General features: G+C 63.9%; 15 protein-coding genes. 6 read left to right on the forward strand and 9 right to left on the reverse strand.

Annotated elements, in window-relative coordinates; translation table 11 throughout:
* Positions 1-48: 48 nt before the first annotated feature.
* The 3 genes from BJI69_RS12880 to BJI69_RS12890 all read right to left on the reverse strand — a co-directional run bounded on the left by BJI69_RS12880 (position 49) and on the right by BJI69_RS12890 (position 2,762).
* The gene (locus tag BJI69_RS12880) at positions 49-480 is read right to left on the reverse strand and encodes a response regulator (protein WP_052767038.1); all 432 of its coding nucleotides are present in this window, start codon (positions 478-480) and stop codon (positions 49-51) included.
* Between the two features lie 87 nt (positions 481-567).
* Positions 568-1,221, reverse strand: a complete 654-nt coding sequence (locus BJI69_RS12885) for a response regulator (RefSeq protein WP_071924957.1) — start codon at positions 1,219-1,221, stop codon at positions 568-570.
* Positions 1,191-2,762 (reverse strand): sensor histidine kinase, encoded by a 1,572-nt coding sequence (locus tag BJI69_RS12890; RefSeq protein ID WP_046966370.1) that lies wholly within the window; start codon positions 2,760-2,762, stop codon positions 1,191-1,193. The genes BJI69_RS12885 and BJI69_RS12890 overlap by 31 nt, the downstream gene beginning before the upstream one ends.
* 241 nt (positions 2,763-3,003) lie before the next feature.
* Here BJI69_RS12890 and BJI69_RS12895 point away from each other — a divergent pair, with 241 nt between their 5' ends.
* The 4 genes from BJI69_RS12895 to BJI69_RS12910 all read left to right on the forward strand — a co-directional run bounded on the left by BJI69_RS12895 (position 3,004) and on the right by BJI69_RS12910 (position 7,585).
* The gene (locus tag BJI69_RS12895; RefSeq protein ID WP_046966371.1) at positions 3,004-5,244 is read left to right on the forward strand and encodes a patatin-like phospholipase family protein; all 2,241 of its coding nucleotides are present in this window, start codon (positions 3,004-3,006) and stop codon (positions 5,242-5,244) included.
* A gap of 102 nt (positions 5,245-5,346) precedes the next feature.
* Positions 5,347-6,291, forward strand: coding sequence for a SphA family protein (locus BJI69_RS12900; RefSeq protein WP_046966372.1), 945 nt, complete (start codon positions 5,347-5,349; stop codon positions 6,289-6,291).
* A gap of 5 nt (positions 6,292-6,296) precedes the next feature.
* Positions 6,297-6,974 carry a response regulator gene (locus tag BJI69_RS12905; RefSeq protein ID WP_046966373.1) on the forward strand — a complete coding sequence of 226 codons (678 nt, stop codon included), beginning with the start codon at positions 6,297-6,299 and terminating at the stop codon, positions 6,972-6,974.
* A 29-nt stretch (positions 6,975-7,003) separates the two neighbouring features.
* Complete coding sequence (locus BJI69_RS12910) at positions 7,004-7,585, forward strand: hypothetical protein (RefSeq protein ID WP_046966374.1); 582 nt, start codon at positions 7,004-7,006, stop codon at positions 7,583-7,585.
* Here BJI69_RS12910 and BJI69_RS12915 read toward each other — a convergent pair.
* Together BJI69_RS12915 and BJI69_RS12920 are read right to left on the reverse strand one after the other, a co-directional pair.
* Entirely contained in the window at positions 7,582-8,076 is a 495-nt protein-coding gene (locus BJI69_RS12915; protein ID WP_211258459.1) for a YidH family protein, read from the reverse strand. The two genes, BJI69_RS12910 and BJI69_RS12915, sit on opposite strands and share 4 nt — an antisense overlap.
* 13 nt (positions 8,077-8,089) lie before the next feature.
* A complete protein-coding gene (locus tag BJI69_RS12920) occupies positions 8,090-9,253 on the reverse strand; it encodes a BamA/TamA family outer membrane protein (RefSeq protein WP_071924958.1) in 1,164 nt (387 codons plus the stop codon).
* Between the two features lie 181 nt (positions 9,254-9,434).
* Between BJI69_RS12920 and BJI69_RS12925 the strand changes: the two genes are divergently transcribed.
* Both BJI69_RS12925 and BJI69_RS12930 read left to right on the forward strand, forming a co-directional pair.
* Positions 9,435-10,460, forward strand: a complete 1,026-nt coding sequence (locus BJI69_RS12925) for an HAD family hydrolase (RefSeq protein ID WP_046966376.1) — start codon at positions 9,435-9,437, stop codon at positions 10,458-10,460.
* 29 nt (positions 10,461-10,489) lie between these two features.
* Positions 10,490-12,097, forward strand: coding sequence for an arylsulfatase (locus BJI69_RS12930; protein WP_078023173.1), 1,608 nt, complete (start codon positions 10,490-10,492; stop codon positions 12,095-12,097).
* Positions 12,098-12,124: 27 nt separating this feature from the next.
* Here BJI69_RS12930 and BJI69_RS12935 read toward each other — a convergent pair whose 3' ends face one another.
* From BJI69_RS12935 to BJI69_RS12950, 4 genes are all read right to left on the reverse strand, one after another.
* On the reverse strand, positions 12,125-12,370 hold the full coding sequence (locus BJI69_RS12935; RefSeq protein ID WP_046966377.1) for a hypothetical protein: 246 nt from the start codon (positions 12,368-12,370) through the stop codon (positions 12,125-12,127).
* Between the two features lie 11 nt (positions 12,371-12,381).
* Positions 12,382-12,561 (reverse strand): hypothetical protein, encoded by a 180-nt coding sequence (locus BJI69_RS22300; protein WP_125903044.1) that lies wholly within the window; start codon positions 12,559-12,561, stop codon positions 12,382-12,384.
* A gap of 259 nt (positions 12,562-12,820) precedes the next feature.
* Positions 12,821-13,732, reverse strand: coding sequence for a DUF2950 domain-containing protein (locus BJI69_RS12945; RefSeq protein WP_046966378.1), 912 nt, complete (start codon positions 13,730-13,732; stop codon positions 12,821-12,823).
* A 9-nt stretch (positions 13,733-13,741) separates the two neighbouring features.
* Positions 13,742-15,139 (reverse strand): DUF3300 domain-containing protein, encoded by a 1,398-nt coding sequence (locus BJI69_RS12950; RefSeq protein WP_052767039.1) that lies wholly within the window; start codon positions 15,137-15,139, stop codon positions 13,742-13,744.
* Positions 15,140-15,213 lie beyond the last annotated feature (74 nt).

The following is a 15,213-nucleotide window of genomic DNA, read 5'->3' on the forward strand; positions in this document are numbered from 1 at the left end:
GACCGGCCGCGTGCGACCGAGGAACTACGGTCCCGCCCCCAAGTAGAACTACGGTGTGTCGGGATAGCCGGCGCGGACCGAGCATGAGACGTAGGCATCGCCGCGGAGTGCCGCGTGCACGGCATCGAGCAGGTCCTCGCCGGCGGATGCCTTCACGACGAACGCGCTGCCGACGGAAAGCGCCCGCCGGGCAACGCTGGCATCGTCGTGACAACTGACGAAAATCACGGGCAGGCCGGGGCAGTTGACGGCGATGCGGCGTGCCGCCTCCAGGCCATCCATGCCCGGCATGGCGATGTCGGTGACGACAGCGTCGGGCCGGAGGATCTCGACCAGCGAGACGAGCGCGACGCCGTTGCCGACCACGCCGACCACGTCGAAGTCTTCGCGCAGCAGGCGCTCGATTTCCAGCGCGGTCTGCGGATGGTCGTCCGCAAGAACAACGCTGGCCCTGAAACGTGTGTGGCGTAAGTCGTCCATGAGAGTCACTCTCCACCTGGCAGCGCATGCGGACCAGCGTAAAGCCACGCGACTACTGCTGCGTATATCTACTTCCGTGTTTCCCGGTCAGAACAGCAGGCCGAGGTCCTCCGATCGGCGCACCAACTCGAGTGTGCTGTGCACGTCCAGGATCTGCATGATGGTGTACTTGTGGGCTTCGACGGTGCGCACCGAAAGCCCCAGCTGCGCCGCAATCTGCTTGGAACGCAGGCCGGAGCCGACCAGGCGCAACACTTCGCGCTGTTTCGGCGTGAGTTCGTGCAGATCGGCCATGCGACCGCGCAGGTAGCGTGCCCCCAGCGAAGGGGTGACATACGTGCCGCCGGCAAGCACCTGGCGCAGCGCGCTGAGCAGTTCGTCGCCGGCGGACACCTTCAGGACGTAACCGTTGGCGCCCGACCGCATGGCCGAGGCGGCCAGGGCGGGCTCGGCATGCATGGTAAGGAAGACGAAGGGCGTGCTGTCCCCGCGGGCACGCAGGGTCTTGAGCACTTCGAGGCCATTGCCACCGGGCATGTTGATGTCGGAGAGGATCAGGTCCGGGTTTTCGCGCTCGATGATGTCGAGCAGGCTGCGACCGTCCTGGGCCAGGGCGACCAGCTCGAAGTCGTCGTCGAGCAGGCGCTCGATCCCTTCGGCGACCATGCGGTGGTCATCGGCAAAGACGATGCGCGGCAACGCCTCGCAGCTCAACTCGTTTCCAACGGAATGCGCAGACATAGATCCACTCCCTTCCCCGGTGCAGTACGCAACTCGAAGCTGCCCCCCAGCAGCTTCGCTCGTTCGTTCATGCTGATCAGGCCGATGCCTGGCCCCGTCGATGGCAAGATCTCGGGATCGATGCCCTTACCGTCGTCGAAAATCCACAGCGAAGCAAGTCCGCTGGTCACGGACGCCTTGATGGTGACCTGGCTTGCATCGGCGTGACGCAACGCGTTCGTCAATGCTTCCTGGGTGACCCGGTAGAAACAAAGCGCGATATCCGCCGAGAGCACATCGATGGCACGGTCCGCGATGAAGACCACGTGTGGCGCCCGCGGACGGCGCGAGGTATGGCACAGCGCTTCGAGCGAATCGCGTAAGCCCGCATGGTGCAGGCAGCTGGGGTGAAGCTCGTGTGAGAGTTGGCGCACATCCTCGGACAAGGCGATCACCTGGTGCTGGATGTGGTTGACCTCGGCCTGTATCGCCGGTGCAACACGTCGGCGCAACGAGCTGAGGCCGATCGATGCCGCGGCCAGGCGCTGGTTGATGTCGTCGTGGAGGTCGCGCGCGAGGCGGGCGCGTTCCTGTTCCTGGGTGGCGATGAGCCGTCCGGTCATCTCGCGCAGCTCGTCATGGGCATGGCTCAAGGCGCGACGGCTGGCGAAACGCTGCTCGACGACCACGCCGAGTGTCAGTGCGGACAGGGCCGCGGTCAGGGTCCAGAGCTGCAGGGCGAGCGTCGTCTGTTGCGGCGTGGCGGCCATGAAAGGGCCGTGGCCACCGATGCTCAGGTGTCCGGCCATGATCACGATGACGAAGACGGCGATGGAGCTGCCGGTCATCTGTGCCCGGATGATCGCCGCGATGATGATCGGCGCCGGCGCGAGGCAGAGTACGGGCACGAGCTCCGCATGATTCCCGTAGCCGTACCAGATGACGCCGAGCAGGGCGATCGAGACGACCATGAGCAGGTAGAACTCGGTGGGCAGTCGCGGTTCGTGGCGCACGGCCGCGTCCGGACTTCGCACGCTCACCCAGACCGGGACGTACAGCACGTAGCCAAGGGCATGGGCGAGTGCGATGTTCGGCCAGTCGCTGAGGATCGAGCCGCGAAACGACGTGTAGCGACTCGCGTGCTCGATGAGCGTCGCGCATACGGCGGGCAGGGTAATGACGGCGACCGCCGCGAAAATATAGAGCCGCGTGAAATCCTCCAGCGGCGGGACACGCGAGGGCACACGCTGGAGCAGCCACGCGGCGACCGGCGTGAGCAACACGGCTGGCGACACGACCAGGGCGGTATCCGCCAGCGGCAGCCCGAAACTCACGCCAGTGACGACCAGGCCCATCAGTGCGGCGCCCATCAACGCCGGCCACATCCGTCGCGGCGTGGCGAGCAGGGCGCCGAGCAGGACGGCCCCCGGGAACCAGACGATATGCGTGCCGCCCTGATGGCTCCACAAGGCGGCCGAGAGCAGCTGCGCAACGATGGCGCCCACGAAAACGCCCCCGCACCAATGGGCCGCGCTCTGCGTCGATGCCAAGGTCTGCGTCATCGCCTCTCCCGCCACCTCGTCACGGTGGCCCCCGAACAGCTGTCATGACTTCAAAGGGCGGCCCCTGCCACACCCCCGGAGGACTATACGCGTGCATCGGGCCAAGAGTGTCTTTGCCCCTCGGTCGGCCGTCCCACTTCTGTCTAAGTAGTTCTGCGCAGTTCCCGGGTCCGGTTCTTCGCTGCCCTGCACGGTCGGTCTGTCCGACACTGCGGAACCGATCGCGACAAGGGCAACCCGCATGCACCTGTCTACCCCGTGGCTTTCGACGCTGGCAGCCTGCCTCTTGCTCGGCACGGCGAGCGTGCACGCCGCCCCACGCGATCCCTCACCGTGCATCGGCCTGGTCCTCGGCGGGGGCGGTGCACGGGGTGCCGCCCACATCGGCGTGATCCAGGTGCTCGAGCGCGAGCACATCCCCATCTGTCGCATCGCAGGCACCAGCATGGGCTCGATCGTCGGCGGCCTTTACGCGGCCGGTTACAGCTCCGACGAGATGGCCAATGTGATCGGGCAACTCGACTGGAAGGACCTGTTTTCCGACGATCCGGACCGCGTCGAGGAGCCTATGCGCCGGAAAGATGCCGATTATCGGTATCTGCTGAACTTCGAGGTCGGCTACAAGAACGGCCATATCGTCACGCCCGCCGGTGTCGTCCAGGGCCAGAAGCTGCTTCTTCTGCTGCGTCGCCTGTTGCTGTCGACCTGGAACGTGACGGACTTCGACGACCTCCCGGTGCCGTTCCGCGCCGTGGCGACCGACATCGTGGCAGGCCAACCGGTCGTGTTCTCCCACGGCGACCTGCCGCTGGCGATTCGTTCGAGCATGTCCGTGCCGGGGGCATTCGCGCCGACCAATGTCGACGGGAAACTGCTGGTCGACGGCGGGCTGATGGACAACGTCCCGATCGACGTGGTGCGCGACATGGGCGCTGACCGGTTGATTGTCGTGGATGTGGGGTCGCCCCTGGCCGAGCAGTCGACCTTGACCAACCCCGTCGCCCTGCTCAACCAGATGGTCAGTGCGTTGATGGCAGAGAAGACGGCCCGACAACTGGCCGCGTTGAACGACAGGGACATCCTTATCCGGCCGGCCCTGGGCAAGCTGGGAGCCGGCGAGTTCAATCGGGCGCAAGAGGCGATCGCCATCGGCCGCGCCGCCGCGGAGGCCGCGCTTCCGCGTCTTCGTCAACTCACCGCGTCGCCGTCGTCCTGGCAGGCATTCGAAGAAAACCATCGCCAGCGCAGCTTCGATCCGAAGCTGGTGGCCTTCATCGATGTCGATACCAAGAGCACGGCCAGCGGTCAGTTCGCCGCCAATCGCCTGAAACCGGAGGTCGGCAAGGTCTTCGATCCGAAGGATGTCGAACAGCGCATCGGCGGCATTTACGGGCAGGGTGGCTTCCAGCAGGTGGACTACCACCTCGTCGAGCGCGGGGAAGATCGTGGCATCCGCCTGACGCCGGTAGACAAGTCGTGGGGGCCGATCTACGGGAAGATGGGCTTCCAGCTCGACGACGATTTCAACGGCCGCAGCGAATACCTGATCTCGGCAGAGATCACCGCGGCCAACCTCAACGACAGCGGCGGCGAGTGGCGCAACACGCTATGGAGCGGCCGCATCGGCGGCATACGATCGGAGTTCTATCAGCCGTTCGGACAAGGCGCGACAGCCTATGTCATGCCGTTCGCGGTACTACGCAACGAGGACGTACCGGTCTTCGACCATGGCGCCGATCACCAGCTGGCGGAATACCGCATCCGTCGTCGCAATGCAGGCTTCGAACTCGGCTGGACGCCGGCGTCCTACTGGCGCGTCTCGACCGTCTTCGCGCGCGGAAGGGACAACGGGGATCTCCGCGTGGGGACGCCGACGACGTTCCCGAGCGGCTCTTCGGACTTCGCCTCGCTCGGTGTCAAGGTGGACTGGGACAGCCTGGACAACGCGGCGTTTCCCACCCGTGGTGCGCACGTCAACCTCGATTACGAGAGCTACAGGCCGGTACTCGGCGGGGACGTGAAGGGCGATGTGGCACGTCTCGTCGCCGACTGGGTACCGAACCTGGGCATGAGCGACGGACGCTATCACCTCCTGCTCGGCGTGCGTGCTTCGAGTGCCGTCGACAACTCGAATTTTTTCGAGGCCCAGGACTTCCTGGGTGGCTTCCTCAATCTCTCCGGCTATAGCGAACGATCGCTGAGAGGTAATCAGTCCGCCCTGGGACGCGCTGTCCTGTATCGCCGTACCGGTAACCTCGATGCCTTGTTTTCGACGCCGATCTTCATCGGGATGAGCCTGGAAGCCGGCAACACATGGCAGAGCAAGAGCGATGTGAGCTTCGGCAACCTGATCTATGCCGGGAGCATCTTCGCCGGCGTGCAATCGCCTTTGGGGCCGGTGTTCCTGGGACTCGGTCACGCCGCGGGTGGACACACCGCCGTGTACCTGAGCTTCGGTTCCCTGCTGAGACCGCGCTTGTGAGGCCGGTAGTTTTACCTATGCGTACAGGGTGAAAGTTCGCTTATCGCACGGGTGCGTGGGCCGCACTCTGCGTATACCGTCAACGATGCCGGATCGTGACCAATGAACCGTCGACTCGTCTTTGCCCTGATCGCCACGGCGTTGTCGCCGGTAGCGGCGCACGCCACGGAAGCCGCACTGGGCCGTTCGATCACGGGTGCGCAGGTCACGCCCTATGTCGGCATCATTCCGCCGACACCGGGGCTGAACGTCTCCGTGAGCTACATCAATTACGACGGCAGTATCGGTGCGAGCCGGCCGGTGCCGATCGGCGGCAGTACGGCGCTGAACCTGCACGCCAAGGTCGATCTCTATGCGGCGACTTTCGCGTACATCTGGGATACGGGGAAGGGACGCTGGAACTTCGCCACCATGTTCACCGTGCCTTACATCCGTCCTTCCGTGTCGGCGTCACTTTTCGTCGGCCAGCGCTCCGGCAGTGTGAATGACCGGGCGTCCGGCCTTTTCGACCTGTACTTTGCACCGGTGATCGCCAGCTACCACGTGAGCGAAGTCGAACATTGGTCATTCGGCGTGTATGTCTACGCGCCTACCGCGGACTACGAGAAGAACCGGCTGGCAAACAAAGGCCTGAATATCTGGACGTATACGCCGGCCGTCGGATACACGCATCTCTACGACAAGGGAAGCATCGAATTCAGTGCCCTGGCCGGTATCGACTTCTACTCGAAGAATCACGCCACCGACTATCAGAACGGCGCCGTCTTCCACCTCGACCTGCTGGCCATGAAGCGCACGCCGGGTGGCTGGGGCTTTGGCGGCGTCATCGGTGTGATTCGCCAGATCGATGACGACAAGGGGGCGACGGCGGATCGACTCAATGGTTTCAAGGGCCGTTCGTATGGCGCCGGGCCTGCGCTTGCTTACAAAAAATCCTTCAGCAAGGAAAGCAGCATCGATTTCACCCTGCGCTGGGTCAAGGAGTTCGATGTGAAGAACCGGATCAAGGGCGAGCCGCTTGTGCTGAATATCAATCTCGCGCTCTGACGACGATGCACGAGCTACGCGAAGGCCCAGCCCTGGCGGTCGATGTCGTCGTCGCCGATCACCACCGTGTGGTGGCGGAAGGGGTATCGGCCTTGCTTGCGCCGCACGTCCGTTCCGTCGTCCTGGTGTATTCGGCCAGCGCGCTGCTCGAATGCGTGAAGCCTGGCATGGTGATCGTCGGTGACATCGACCTGCCCGACATGCCTGGCCTCGAACCCGTCCGGCGGATCGCCGAGCGTCGCGACGGCAGCCGCTTCATCATCCTTTCGGGTCATGACGAGCCGCTGATCGTGCAGGACGCGATGCAATCGGGTGCCTGGGCGTATGTGCTGAAGCAGTCACCACGCAACGAATTACTGGATGCCGTCAGGGACGTCCTGGACGGTCATCGCTACGTCAGCCCGGGTTTGATGGCAGCGCTGGTCAACGCACCACCTTCCGTCCATCGCCTGACCCGTCGCCAGCGCGAGGTGCTCGAACGGATGGCCAATGGCCTGCGAGCCAGCGACATCGCCATCGAACTCGGCATCTCGGTGCGGACCGTGGAGAGTCATCGGCAATCGCTACTGGATCTGTTCCATGTGCACAGCGGCGTCGCGCTGGTGCGCGAAGCGATTCGCATGGGACTGATCCGTGATCCGGGCGGTCCCTACACGGCGGCGAGGGACGAGAGCACACCGTAGAAGCCGTCATCATCCGAGGAGCTCCGATCATGAAATACCGTGCAAGCCTCATCGTCGCCCTGCTGCTGTCGGCCTGCGCCACGTTCAGTGTCACCAACGAATGGAAGGACCCGAGCTGGTCCGGCCCGCCGGCCTCGAACATCCTGGTGATCGGTGTCGCACGCAGCGACACCATGCGCCGGCTGTTCGAGGATACCTTCGCCCGTGACCTCAGCGCCGCCGGGGTACGCGCGGAGGCAAGCTACGCGGCCATCCCGTCCGGCCACGACGGCTCGGCGAAACTCGGCGACGTGGTCCGCAGTACCGGCAGCGACGCGGTACTGGTCACACGCGTCCAGCGCGTGGAAGATCGCATCAATGTGACGCCGACCGGCCCGGGTCCAGGCTACGGCGGCTTCTACGGCTGGTATGGCGGTGCCTGGGACAACACGCCCGAGATCACCCAGACCACGGTCGTCACCCTGGAGACCAGCCTGTGGGATGTGCGCAGCCAGAAACTGGTCTGGACCGTGACCACGCAGGGACTGGCGAGCAACGACATTCCCAAGGCGACCAACGAGCTGTCGAAGACCCTCATCCCCAAGATGAAGGCCGACGGCGTCATCCGCTAGTCGAAGGGATCGATGTGAGTCGTCATGCTGATAATGGCGAGCACGCCCAGAAGAAGCATCACGACCGCCACCAACAGGGTCATCGATACGGGATAGGGCGTCTCGCCGTGGATCAGGCCCTCGCGCGTCATCGCGAGCCGTTCGTGGCGAAGCGTGCGCATGTAGTGCAAGTGGTAAATGATCCCCAACACGAGCATGAAGATTCCGAGTGCTACCAGGGCCACGCCGAAATTACGGGGTGCATGACTCTCCTGCGGCAGGATCTTCGACGTTCGGAGGCGCTCGAAGAATTGCCCGATCGTGAAGCCGAAGCTGATCAGCGATATCGACGTACGCATCACCGACATCAGCGTGCGGTCGGTACTCATGCGCGTACGCTGGAACGACATGCCTGTGCGCCGCGCCGAGAGTTCGACGGCGGGATCGCCCCGGTCGTCCGGGTTGCCGACGATGGCGGCAGGGGTGTAACGGTAGTCGCCCGGTGTAGTCATCGCAGTCTCCGTATTAGCGCCAGGCGCTGCCGACCTGCAGGTACCAGGCGTGGTCGTCGTGGCTCCAGGCCCAGTCCACACCGGCATACAGGCCAAGTGCGCTGGCAATGAGGTAACGGAAGCCGACTCCCGTGGTCGTCTCCGTGGGTGCGCTGTCGAACGCGTTATGCCTGCCCCATGCGCGCCCCGCGCCGGCGAAGGCCAACGTGGCCCAGCGTTTGGTCATGTTCCAGCGTACTTCCGCCTCGACCATGCCGACCGAGGTGTCCTGATAGCGGCCATAGGAAATGCCCCGCAGGTCGATCGATGGCAACTGGTAGAACGGCACATTGCCCGGCGCCGTGCGGTAGTCCGCGCGCAGGCCGAGCACCAGTGCGGTGCCGATCGGGATATAGCCCAGCGTATGGGCGCGATAGGACTGGAACGTGTTGCTGCTGCCGATGCCCGGCATGTAGAACGTGGTGTCGATCATCGCCAGCAGGCCGCTCGACGGAGTCAGGGTATTGTCCCGACTGTCGTATTCGATCACCGGGCCAAGGCCCGACGCCTTGCTGGCAAAGTCCTTCGGCTGGAAGAACTGGCGGTTGCTTTCGATGTTCAGGCGACTGTTGAGATCGATGTAGATCCAGCGCACGCCCAGGTACAACGGCGTGTCGCCCACGCGGCGCTGCACCTGCTGGAACGAGAAGTACCCATTGAGGTTGTAACCGATCTTCCGCGGCGCGAGCACCAGCCCCTGCGTGTAGAAGTCGAGGTTGACCGACGCCTTGCCCAGCGCCGCCTTGTATCGCCAGCGATCGTCGCGGAAGTGAAATTCGCCGGCGAGGGCTCCGCCATAGGTTCCATTCTGCGTCTTGGCCGCGCCGAAACCATAGATGTCCGGTGCGATGCGTTCACCACGGTCCTTCGAGGCCTGCGATTGCTTTGCGGGGCGAAAGAACACGGCCGCCGCGCCACCTCCGTTTCCGACCGCCGGTTCGGTGATGACGATCGGCACGATCAGGGCGCCCTTGTGCTGGAGCAGCCAGCGGGACATGTCGATGGCGTGGTCGTTCGGGTCGTGCATGAGCTGCCAGAAGGAGGGTTTGGCAGTCGGTTCCTCCTGGGCGACGGCAAGCGCGGGCACCAGCGCGAACATCGCGCTGCACCAGAGGCGTGGGATCGTCGCGCTTCGCATGCGTTGATCTTCGCGGCCGATGAGCTCCCGACACAGAGCAAACCATCGTGAAACGGCTGGGTATTTCTACCTAGCCTGCGCTTCCCTCGTAGATTTACTTACGGTCTTATGCGCGCTACTACGCTTCGACAATCTCAGTCATCTGCGGATCATCGGACGCTCCAGAGGAGGGAGTGTGTCCATGCTTTGCTATCGATGGGAAACGCGTCATAGCGTCGCCGTGCTCGGGTTGCTGCTCGTCCTTGTCACGACAGGGCGGGCTCATTCGGACACGGGCGACGTGCTGCCCTCGTGGAACGACGGCCCGACACGCACCGCCGTCATCGATTTCGTGACGGCCGCCTCGAAAGTCGGCGATGCGGGTTACATCGCCCCCGAGGCTCGCGTCGCGGTGTTCGACATGGACGGCACGCTGATGACGGAGAAGCCCCTGCCGGGTGCCGTCTTGCCCTTGGTGGCGGATGTGAAGACAGCGGTGGCCAGACATCCCGAGCTCAAACAGCAGCCCGGCGTGGCGGCGCTCCTCGCGGGTGATCTCAAGGGTCTGCAGGCACTCGGCGAAAGCGGGCTTGCGCAGATCGTTGCGGCCGCGGTGGATGATCGTACGGCCGACGAGGTGTCGGTCGATATGGCGCGTGAGGAACGCGCTGCGCCGAATCCACACTTTGGCCAGCCCTATACGAAACTGGCCTACCGGCCGATGGTCGAGTTGTTGCGTTACCTCGAGGCCAACGGTTTTCAGACCTGGATATGCAGCGGCTCTCCGGTCGCGTACACGCGTGGGATGTCGCAGGAGGTCTTCGGCATTCCTCCGGAGCGGGTGATCGGCAGCTCCTTGCAGACGCGCTTCGGCGAGCGCGACGGCAAGACCGTGCTGACGTACACCGGCAAGATCGAGCACGTCACCGATCGCGAGGGCAAGCCGCCCGTCATCCATCTGGCTATCGGTCGTCGGCCGGTCTTCGTCGGCGGCAATGTCGGCGGCGTGGGCGACGTGGCGATGATGCGCTATGCCATGGACCGCGGCGGTCCGTCGTTCGCGCTGCTTGTCAATCACGACGACGCCGCGCGCGAATTCGCCTATGCCGAAAAGAACGGCGACTCCCTTGCCGCCGCCACGCGTTACCACTTCCGCGTCGTCAGCATGAAGAACGACTGGAAGACCGTGTTCGATCCGTCGGTGAACCCACGTCCGTCGGCCCCCTGACCCATCGGTGCATTTGTGGAGAAGCGACCATGGCAAGCGCAAGCAAGAGCGACAAGAAAGACAAGAAGAAGGCCGAGCCTGCCAAAGGAGGCGGGTCGGAACATGGTAAACGCCCGAACATCCTGGTCATCTGGGGCGACGATATCGGCATCTCCAACCTGAGCTGCTATTCCCACGGCCTGATGGGGTATCAAACGCCGAACATCGACCGCCTCGCGAAGGAAGGCATGATGTTCACGGATTCGTACGGCGAGCAGTCGTGCACGGCGGGAAGATCCTCCTTCATCACGGGTCAAAGCGTCATGCGCACGGGCCTTTCTAAAGTCGGCATACCCGGCGCCCCGGTCGGAATGAGCGAGAAGATCGTCACGATCGCCGCCCTGTTGAAAAGAGAGGGCTACGCAACCGGCCAGTTCGGTAAGAATCATCTCGGCGACCTCAATCATATGTTGCCGACCAATCATGGTTTCGACGAGTTCTACGGCAATCTCTACCATCTCAATGCCGAGGAGGAGCCGGAGATGTACGACTACTTCCCCGAGGCGGACTTCGGCGCTTTCATCGAGACGGTGAAGCCACGCGGTGTCATCCATAGTTTCGCCACCGACGTCGACGATCCCACCGAACAGCCAAGGTGGGGGAGGATCGGCAAGCAGAAGATCGAAGATACGGGTCCGCTCGACACGAAGCGCATGCTCACCTGTGACGATGACTTTGCCGAGCGGGCGAAAGGATTCATCAAGCAGGCGACCGAGGACGAGACGCCGTTCTTTGTCTGGGTCAACTTCACCCACATGCATCTGTACACGCATACCAAGGAGGAGAGCCTGGGTCAGGCTGGACGTTGGCAATCGCCCTATCACGACACCATGATCGACCACGACAAGAACGTCGGCACACTTCTGGACTACCTGGATGAACTCGGTATCGCCGACGACACGATGGTCCTGTATTCCACGGATAACGGCCCGCACCGGAACTCCTGGCCGGACGGTGGGATGACGCCTTTCCGTAGCGAAAAGGACACGAACTGGGAAGGTGCTTTCCGTATTCCACTGGTTGTTCGTTACCCGGGGAAGATCGAGCCGGGCACCGTGTCCAACGAGATCGTCCAGCATCACGACTGGCTGCCGACGTTCCTCGAGCTCGCGGGTAACACCACGGTCGTCGACGATCTCAAGAAGGGCGTGAAGACGCTTGGTCGCACGTACAAGAACCACATCGACGGCGTGAGCCTGCTCCCTTATCTGACCGGCCAGGAGGCGAAGTCACCGCGCAAGCTCTTCGTCTACATCTCCGACGACGGCGACATCCTGGGTATTCGCTTTGACAACTGGAAGGTCACGTTCATCGAACAAAGGTGCAGAGGCACGATGGCGATCTGGGGGGAACCGTTCACGGCCATGCGTGTTCCCAAGATCTACAACCTGAGGACAGACCCCTACGAGTTCGCGGACGTCACATCGAACACCTATTGGGACTGGCTCATCAAGCACGTCTATATCGTGTACGGCGCGATCGCGCTTCTCACCAAGTTCAATCAGACGTTCGTGGACTTCCCGAAAGTCCAGAAGCCCAACACGTTTACGGCTGATCAGGCGATCGAGAAGCTCAACGACGCGGTGACCGGGAGGTAGCTGGCCGCGCGTGGCGACGGTTCGCGGTCAGCGCGAACCGTCGCTGGCCGGCTTGTGCGCCTGAAGCTTTTTCATCTCCAGGCGGGCCTCTTCGACCGCCTCGTCTTCGGCGGCTTCGACGTAGCTGTGCAGGCGCTTGCCGACCAGTCTCGTCACCTGTTTGCCGTCGGCATCGCGAATGACCACGTCCGCCGAAAAGCACGAAGCACCCGAATCGCTCAGGTGCCGCACGCAACTCACCTCGTAGGAGTAGTCGAGTTTGACCTTGCGCATGGCGTTGTACCTCAGGGCACTTTCTCGATCGTCATGCCGCCAAGGGTGACACCCAGGCCGAAGCCCTTGCCGGCGCCGGCGAGGGACATGTTCACCTCGCCCTTGGTCATGATCTGTGCTTCACCGCTCTTGGGTATACCCATGCTCGCTTCGGCGGCGACATATGTGCCGAGCGTCTCGTCGATGGACATGACGTGCGAGAAGTTGGCCTTGCCATCCTTGATCGTGGACTGCCTACCGAGAGGCCGCCGCCGTTGGCGGTGAGTTTCACCTTGAGGTGACTGCCGTTCGCGCAGGTGATGGTCCCCGTTCCCGAGGCGTGTTTGTAGAGGATCGACCACGACGCCAGGTCGAAGCGCATCGTGCACTTCAATGTGGCCTCGGCATGACCCGGTGTCGCGACGAGGGTGCCGGTAGCGAGGGCGAGCAGGGCGATCAGGGGGCGAGCGTTCACTGGGTATCTCCTGCGGTCGGCGTGTCGGCCTGCACTTCGGTCCAGCTCGAGTCCGGGTCGAAGCGGTTGATGGCGGCGGCAGCGTGCTCGGTATCCTTGCCAAGATTCTTGGCGAAGATCTGCCCGTCATGGCTGATCTCGAACGTCATCACGCCTGTCTCGCCGTAGCGCACCGGCCAGGCGATCAGCGCGAAGCCATTGGCCAGCACCTTGCCTTGCATGTAGTTGTACGCGCCGCCGGGCGCGGATGGCCCCTGCGCGGTGAGGATGCGGTAGTGATAGCCGTAGTAGCCGCCCCCGGTAGGTGGCGTGATGAAGTAGGGGCCTAAAGGGCTCTCCGGCGCGTTGTCCTTCGCCTCCCAGTACAGGCCGTCATGCCTGCCCGGGGTACTGATCAGCTTGCTCGCGTAATGCGGCTCCGTATCCTGGTCGTGGGTGCTGGAGGCGTAATCGCGCTGTGCATCGTAATAGGCGAGCAGGGCCTGGGGTACCGAGGTTTCGTTGTGACCAATCTGGCGGGCGATGATCTCTTCGTGCCCGGCCTTCGTATCGAACGACCAGCCGCTCGCTCCCTTCACCAGGGGGATGGGTAGCACCCAGTTGGCGCTGCCCACGGCGAGGTGATTGGTATCGCCGACGGTGACGATCTTATGTGCGCTGTCGTAGTCGGCGATGAAGGCATCGACATCGGCTCGATCGATACCATCGGTCGGGATGTACGTGCGCCAGTCGTCGCCGAGGACACGGGCGAGGGCAGGCTGATCGTGTGCCTTGAGCGCGGCGACGAAGGCATTGGTCGCCGCATCGGGGGTCGGATAGGTAGCCGCAGCAGCCCAGGCGCCCAGCGCGACAAACAGGGACGTTGCAAGGAGTGACTGCGCGAACCGTTTGGCAAGGAATCGGGACATGTCGTGCTCCTAGCGACGATGGAATCCGCCGCCGCCAGCGCGGGCGGGGACAGGCCGATTGATCTGGCGGCCGGCGGCGGCACCGCCACGCTGGCCACCCATGCTCTGCATGCTGCGTTGTCCCTGCTCGCGCTGCGCAGGCGCATTGCCAGGGGAGCGCACGCCGGAGAAGGCATTGGCCCGCGCCTGCGGCGCATTCGGCCGGTTCTGCACACCGCCGCCGTTCGCGCCGGGACGGTTCAGCCCACCGTCGCGGCCGCCGTTGTTGTCCCCGGCGCGGTTGAAGCCACCCTGTCGGTCGCCACCGCCGCTGCGATTGGCGAGGTCCCCACGATTGCCGGCACCGGCAGCACCACCGGCGTTGCGTCCGCCGTTGAAGGTCTCACCTGGCCGCCGTGCCGAGGCCGCCGCGCCACCACCCGTGGTCCGGTCGAAGCTTTGCATCGCCCGTTGCCGGCTGGCATCGGCGGTGCCGGCCTGGCCGCGGAAGGCCTGACGTTGCTGCGCACCGCCGACGCCCTGGTTGAAGCGCTGCTGGGTAGCCGCGCCACGATACGGCGTGCCACGACGATTGGCGGCGTTGTGGTTCCAGTTGGTGTTGCCGTTGCCGCTGATGCGGTTGTTGACGTTGAGATTGTTGTAGCGATTGACGTTGATGTTGACGTCGTTGTGTCCCCAATCGCAGCCGCCCCACAGCGAATTGGCCACGGCGATACCCGTACCGAACGCGAGGCCGGCGGCCAGTCCCGTGGCGACCGGGTGGTAATAGCCCGGGGGTGGCGGGTAATACGGCGGCGGATACGCCGGGTACGCCCAGGTGCCGTACACCACGGTGGGGTTGTACGAGGGCACGTAGACCACCTGCGGGTCGGCCGGTTCGATCTGGATGATCGTCGTCTGCGGCGTGCTCTGCTGCACGATCACCTTCTGCTGCTCGGTGCTCTTGAGGTTGCCGGCCTTCTGCGCCTGGGCACGAAGCCGCTGCACCGAACCCATCACGTCATCGGGCTGGGCGAGGAAGGCATCGCCGACGTTGCGTACCCAATCGATGTGGGCGCCCATCTGCGCTAGCACCTGGGGGAAAGCCACCAGCGATTGCACGCTGGGATCCCAGGGCTGGCTGGCCACCTGTTTCACGGCGGCATCGCCGGACGCCTTGGGGTTGGCTTTCGACCAGGTCGCGGCATCCGCCACATCGGCGGGATAGGTCGAAGCCATCAGGATCTGGGAGAGAAGGGCGTCCGGATAGAGCGCGATCGGCGCCATGAACTGGTCGATCTGTTCCTTCGGGAACACCTTTGCCGGTGCTGTCGCCGCTGCGTTCTGTGCGGCGGGTGCGGCTGCCTGGGCCGAGGCGACCGACGCGCCGAGGGCAAGCAGGATCGCCATGCCAAGCCGCCAAGCCATGCGTGCATTCACGAGCGCTCTCCCACGATACGAATCCCGTGGAAGAGCATCGATCCGCATCGATGAGCGCGACA

This window comes from Luteibacter rhizovicinus DSM 16549 (assembly GCF_001887595.1).
GTDB lineage: Bacteria > Pseudomonadota > Gammaproteobacteria > Xanthomonadales > Rhodanobacteraceae > Luteibacter > Luteibacter rhizovicinus.

What these genes read in the sequence shown, in the direction of transcription:
- BJI69_RS12880 (WP_052767038.1), bottom strand. Translation starts at nt 480, where the DNA reads ATGGACGACTTACGCCACACACGTTTCAGGGCCAGCGTTGTTCTTGCG.
- BJI69_RS12885 (WP_071924957.1), bottom strand. Translation starts at nt 1,221, where the DNA reads ATGTCTGCGCATTCCGTTGGAAACGAGTTGAGCTGCGAGGCGTTGCCG.
- BJI69_RS12890 (WP_046966370.1), bottom strand. Translation starts at nt 2,762, where the DNA reads ATGACGCAGACCTTGGCATCGACGCAGAGCGCGGCCCATTGGTGCGGG.
- BJI69_RS12895 (WP_046966371.1), top strand. Translation starts at nt 3,004, where the DNA reads ATGCACCTGTCTACCCCGTGGCTTTCGACGCTGGCAGCCTGCCTCTTG.
- BJI69_RS12900 (WP_046966372.1), top strand. Translation starts at nt 5,347, where the DNA reads ATGAACCGTCGACTCGTCTTTGCCCTGATCGCCACGGCGTTGTCGCCG.
- BJI69_RS12905 (WP_046966373.1), top strand. Translation starts at nt 6,297, where the DNA reads ATGCACGAGCTACGCGAAGGCCCAGCCCTGGCGGTCGATGTCGTCGTC.
- BJI69_RS12910 (WP_046966374.1), top strand. Translation starts at nt 7,004, where the DNA reads ATGAAATACCGTGCAAGCCTCATCGTCGCCCTGCTGCTGTCGGCCTGC.
- BJI69_RS12915 (WP_211258459.1), bottom strand. Translation starts at nt 8,076, where the DNA reads ATGACTACACCGGGCGACTACCGTTACACCCCTGCCGCCATCGTCGGC.
- BJI69_RS12920 (WP_071924958.1), bottom strand. Translation starts at nt 9,253, where the DNA reads ATGCGAAGCGCGACGATCCCACGCCTCTGGTGCAGCGCGATGTTCGCG.
- BJI69_RS12925 (WP_046966376.1), top strand. Translation starts at nt 9,435, where the DNA reads ATGCTTTGCTATCGATGGGAAACGCGTCATAGCGTCGCCGTGCTCGGG.
- BJI69_RS12930 (WP_078023173.1), top strand. Translation starts at nt 10,490, where the DNA reads ATGGCAAGCGCAAGCAAGAGCGACAAGAAAGACAAGAAGAAGGCCGAG.
- BJI69_RS12935 (WP_046966377.1), bottom strand. Translation starts at nt 12,370, where the DNA reads ATGCGCAAGGTCAAACTCGACTACTCCTACGAGGTGAGTTGCGTGCGG.
- BJI69_RS22300 (WP_125903044.1), bottom strand. Translation starts at nt 12,561, where the DNA reads ATGTCCATCGACGAGACGCTCGGCACATATGTCGCCGCCGAAGCGAGC.
- BJI69_RS12945 (WP_046966378.1), bottom strand. Translation starts at nt 13,732, where the DNA reads ATGTCCCGATTCCTTGCCAAACGGTTCGCGCAGTCACTCCTTGCAACG.
- BJI69_RS12950 (WP_052767039.1), bottom strand. Translation starts at nt 15,139, where the DNA reads ATGGCTTGGCGGCTTGGCATGGCGATCCTGCTTGCCCTCGGCGCGTCG.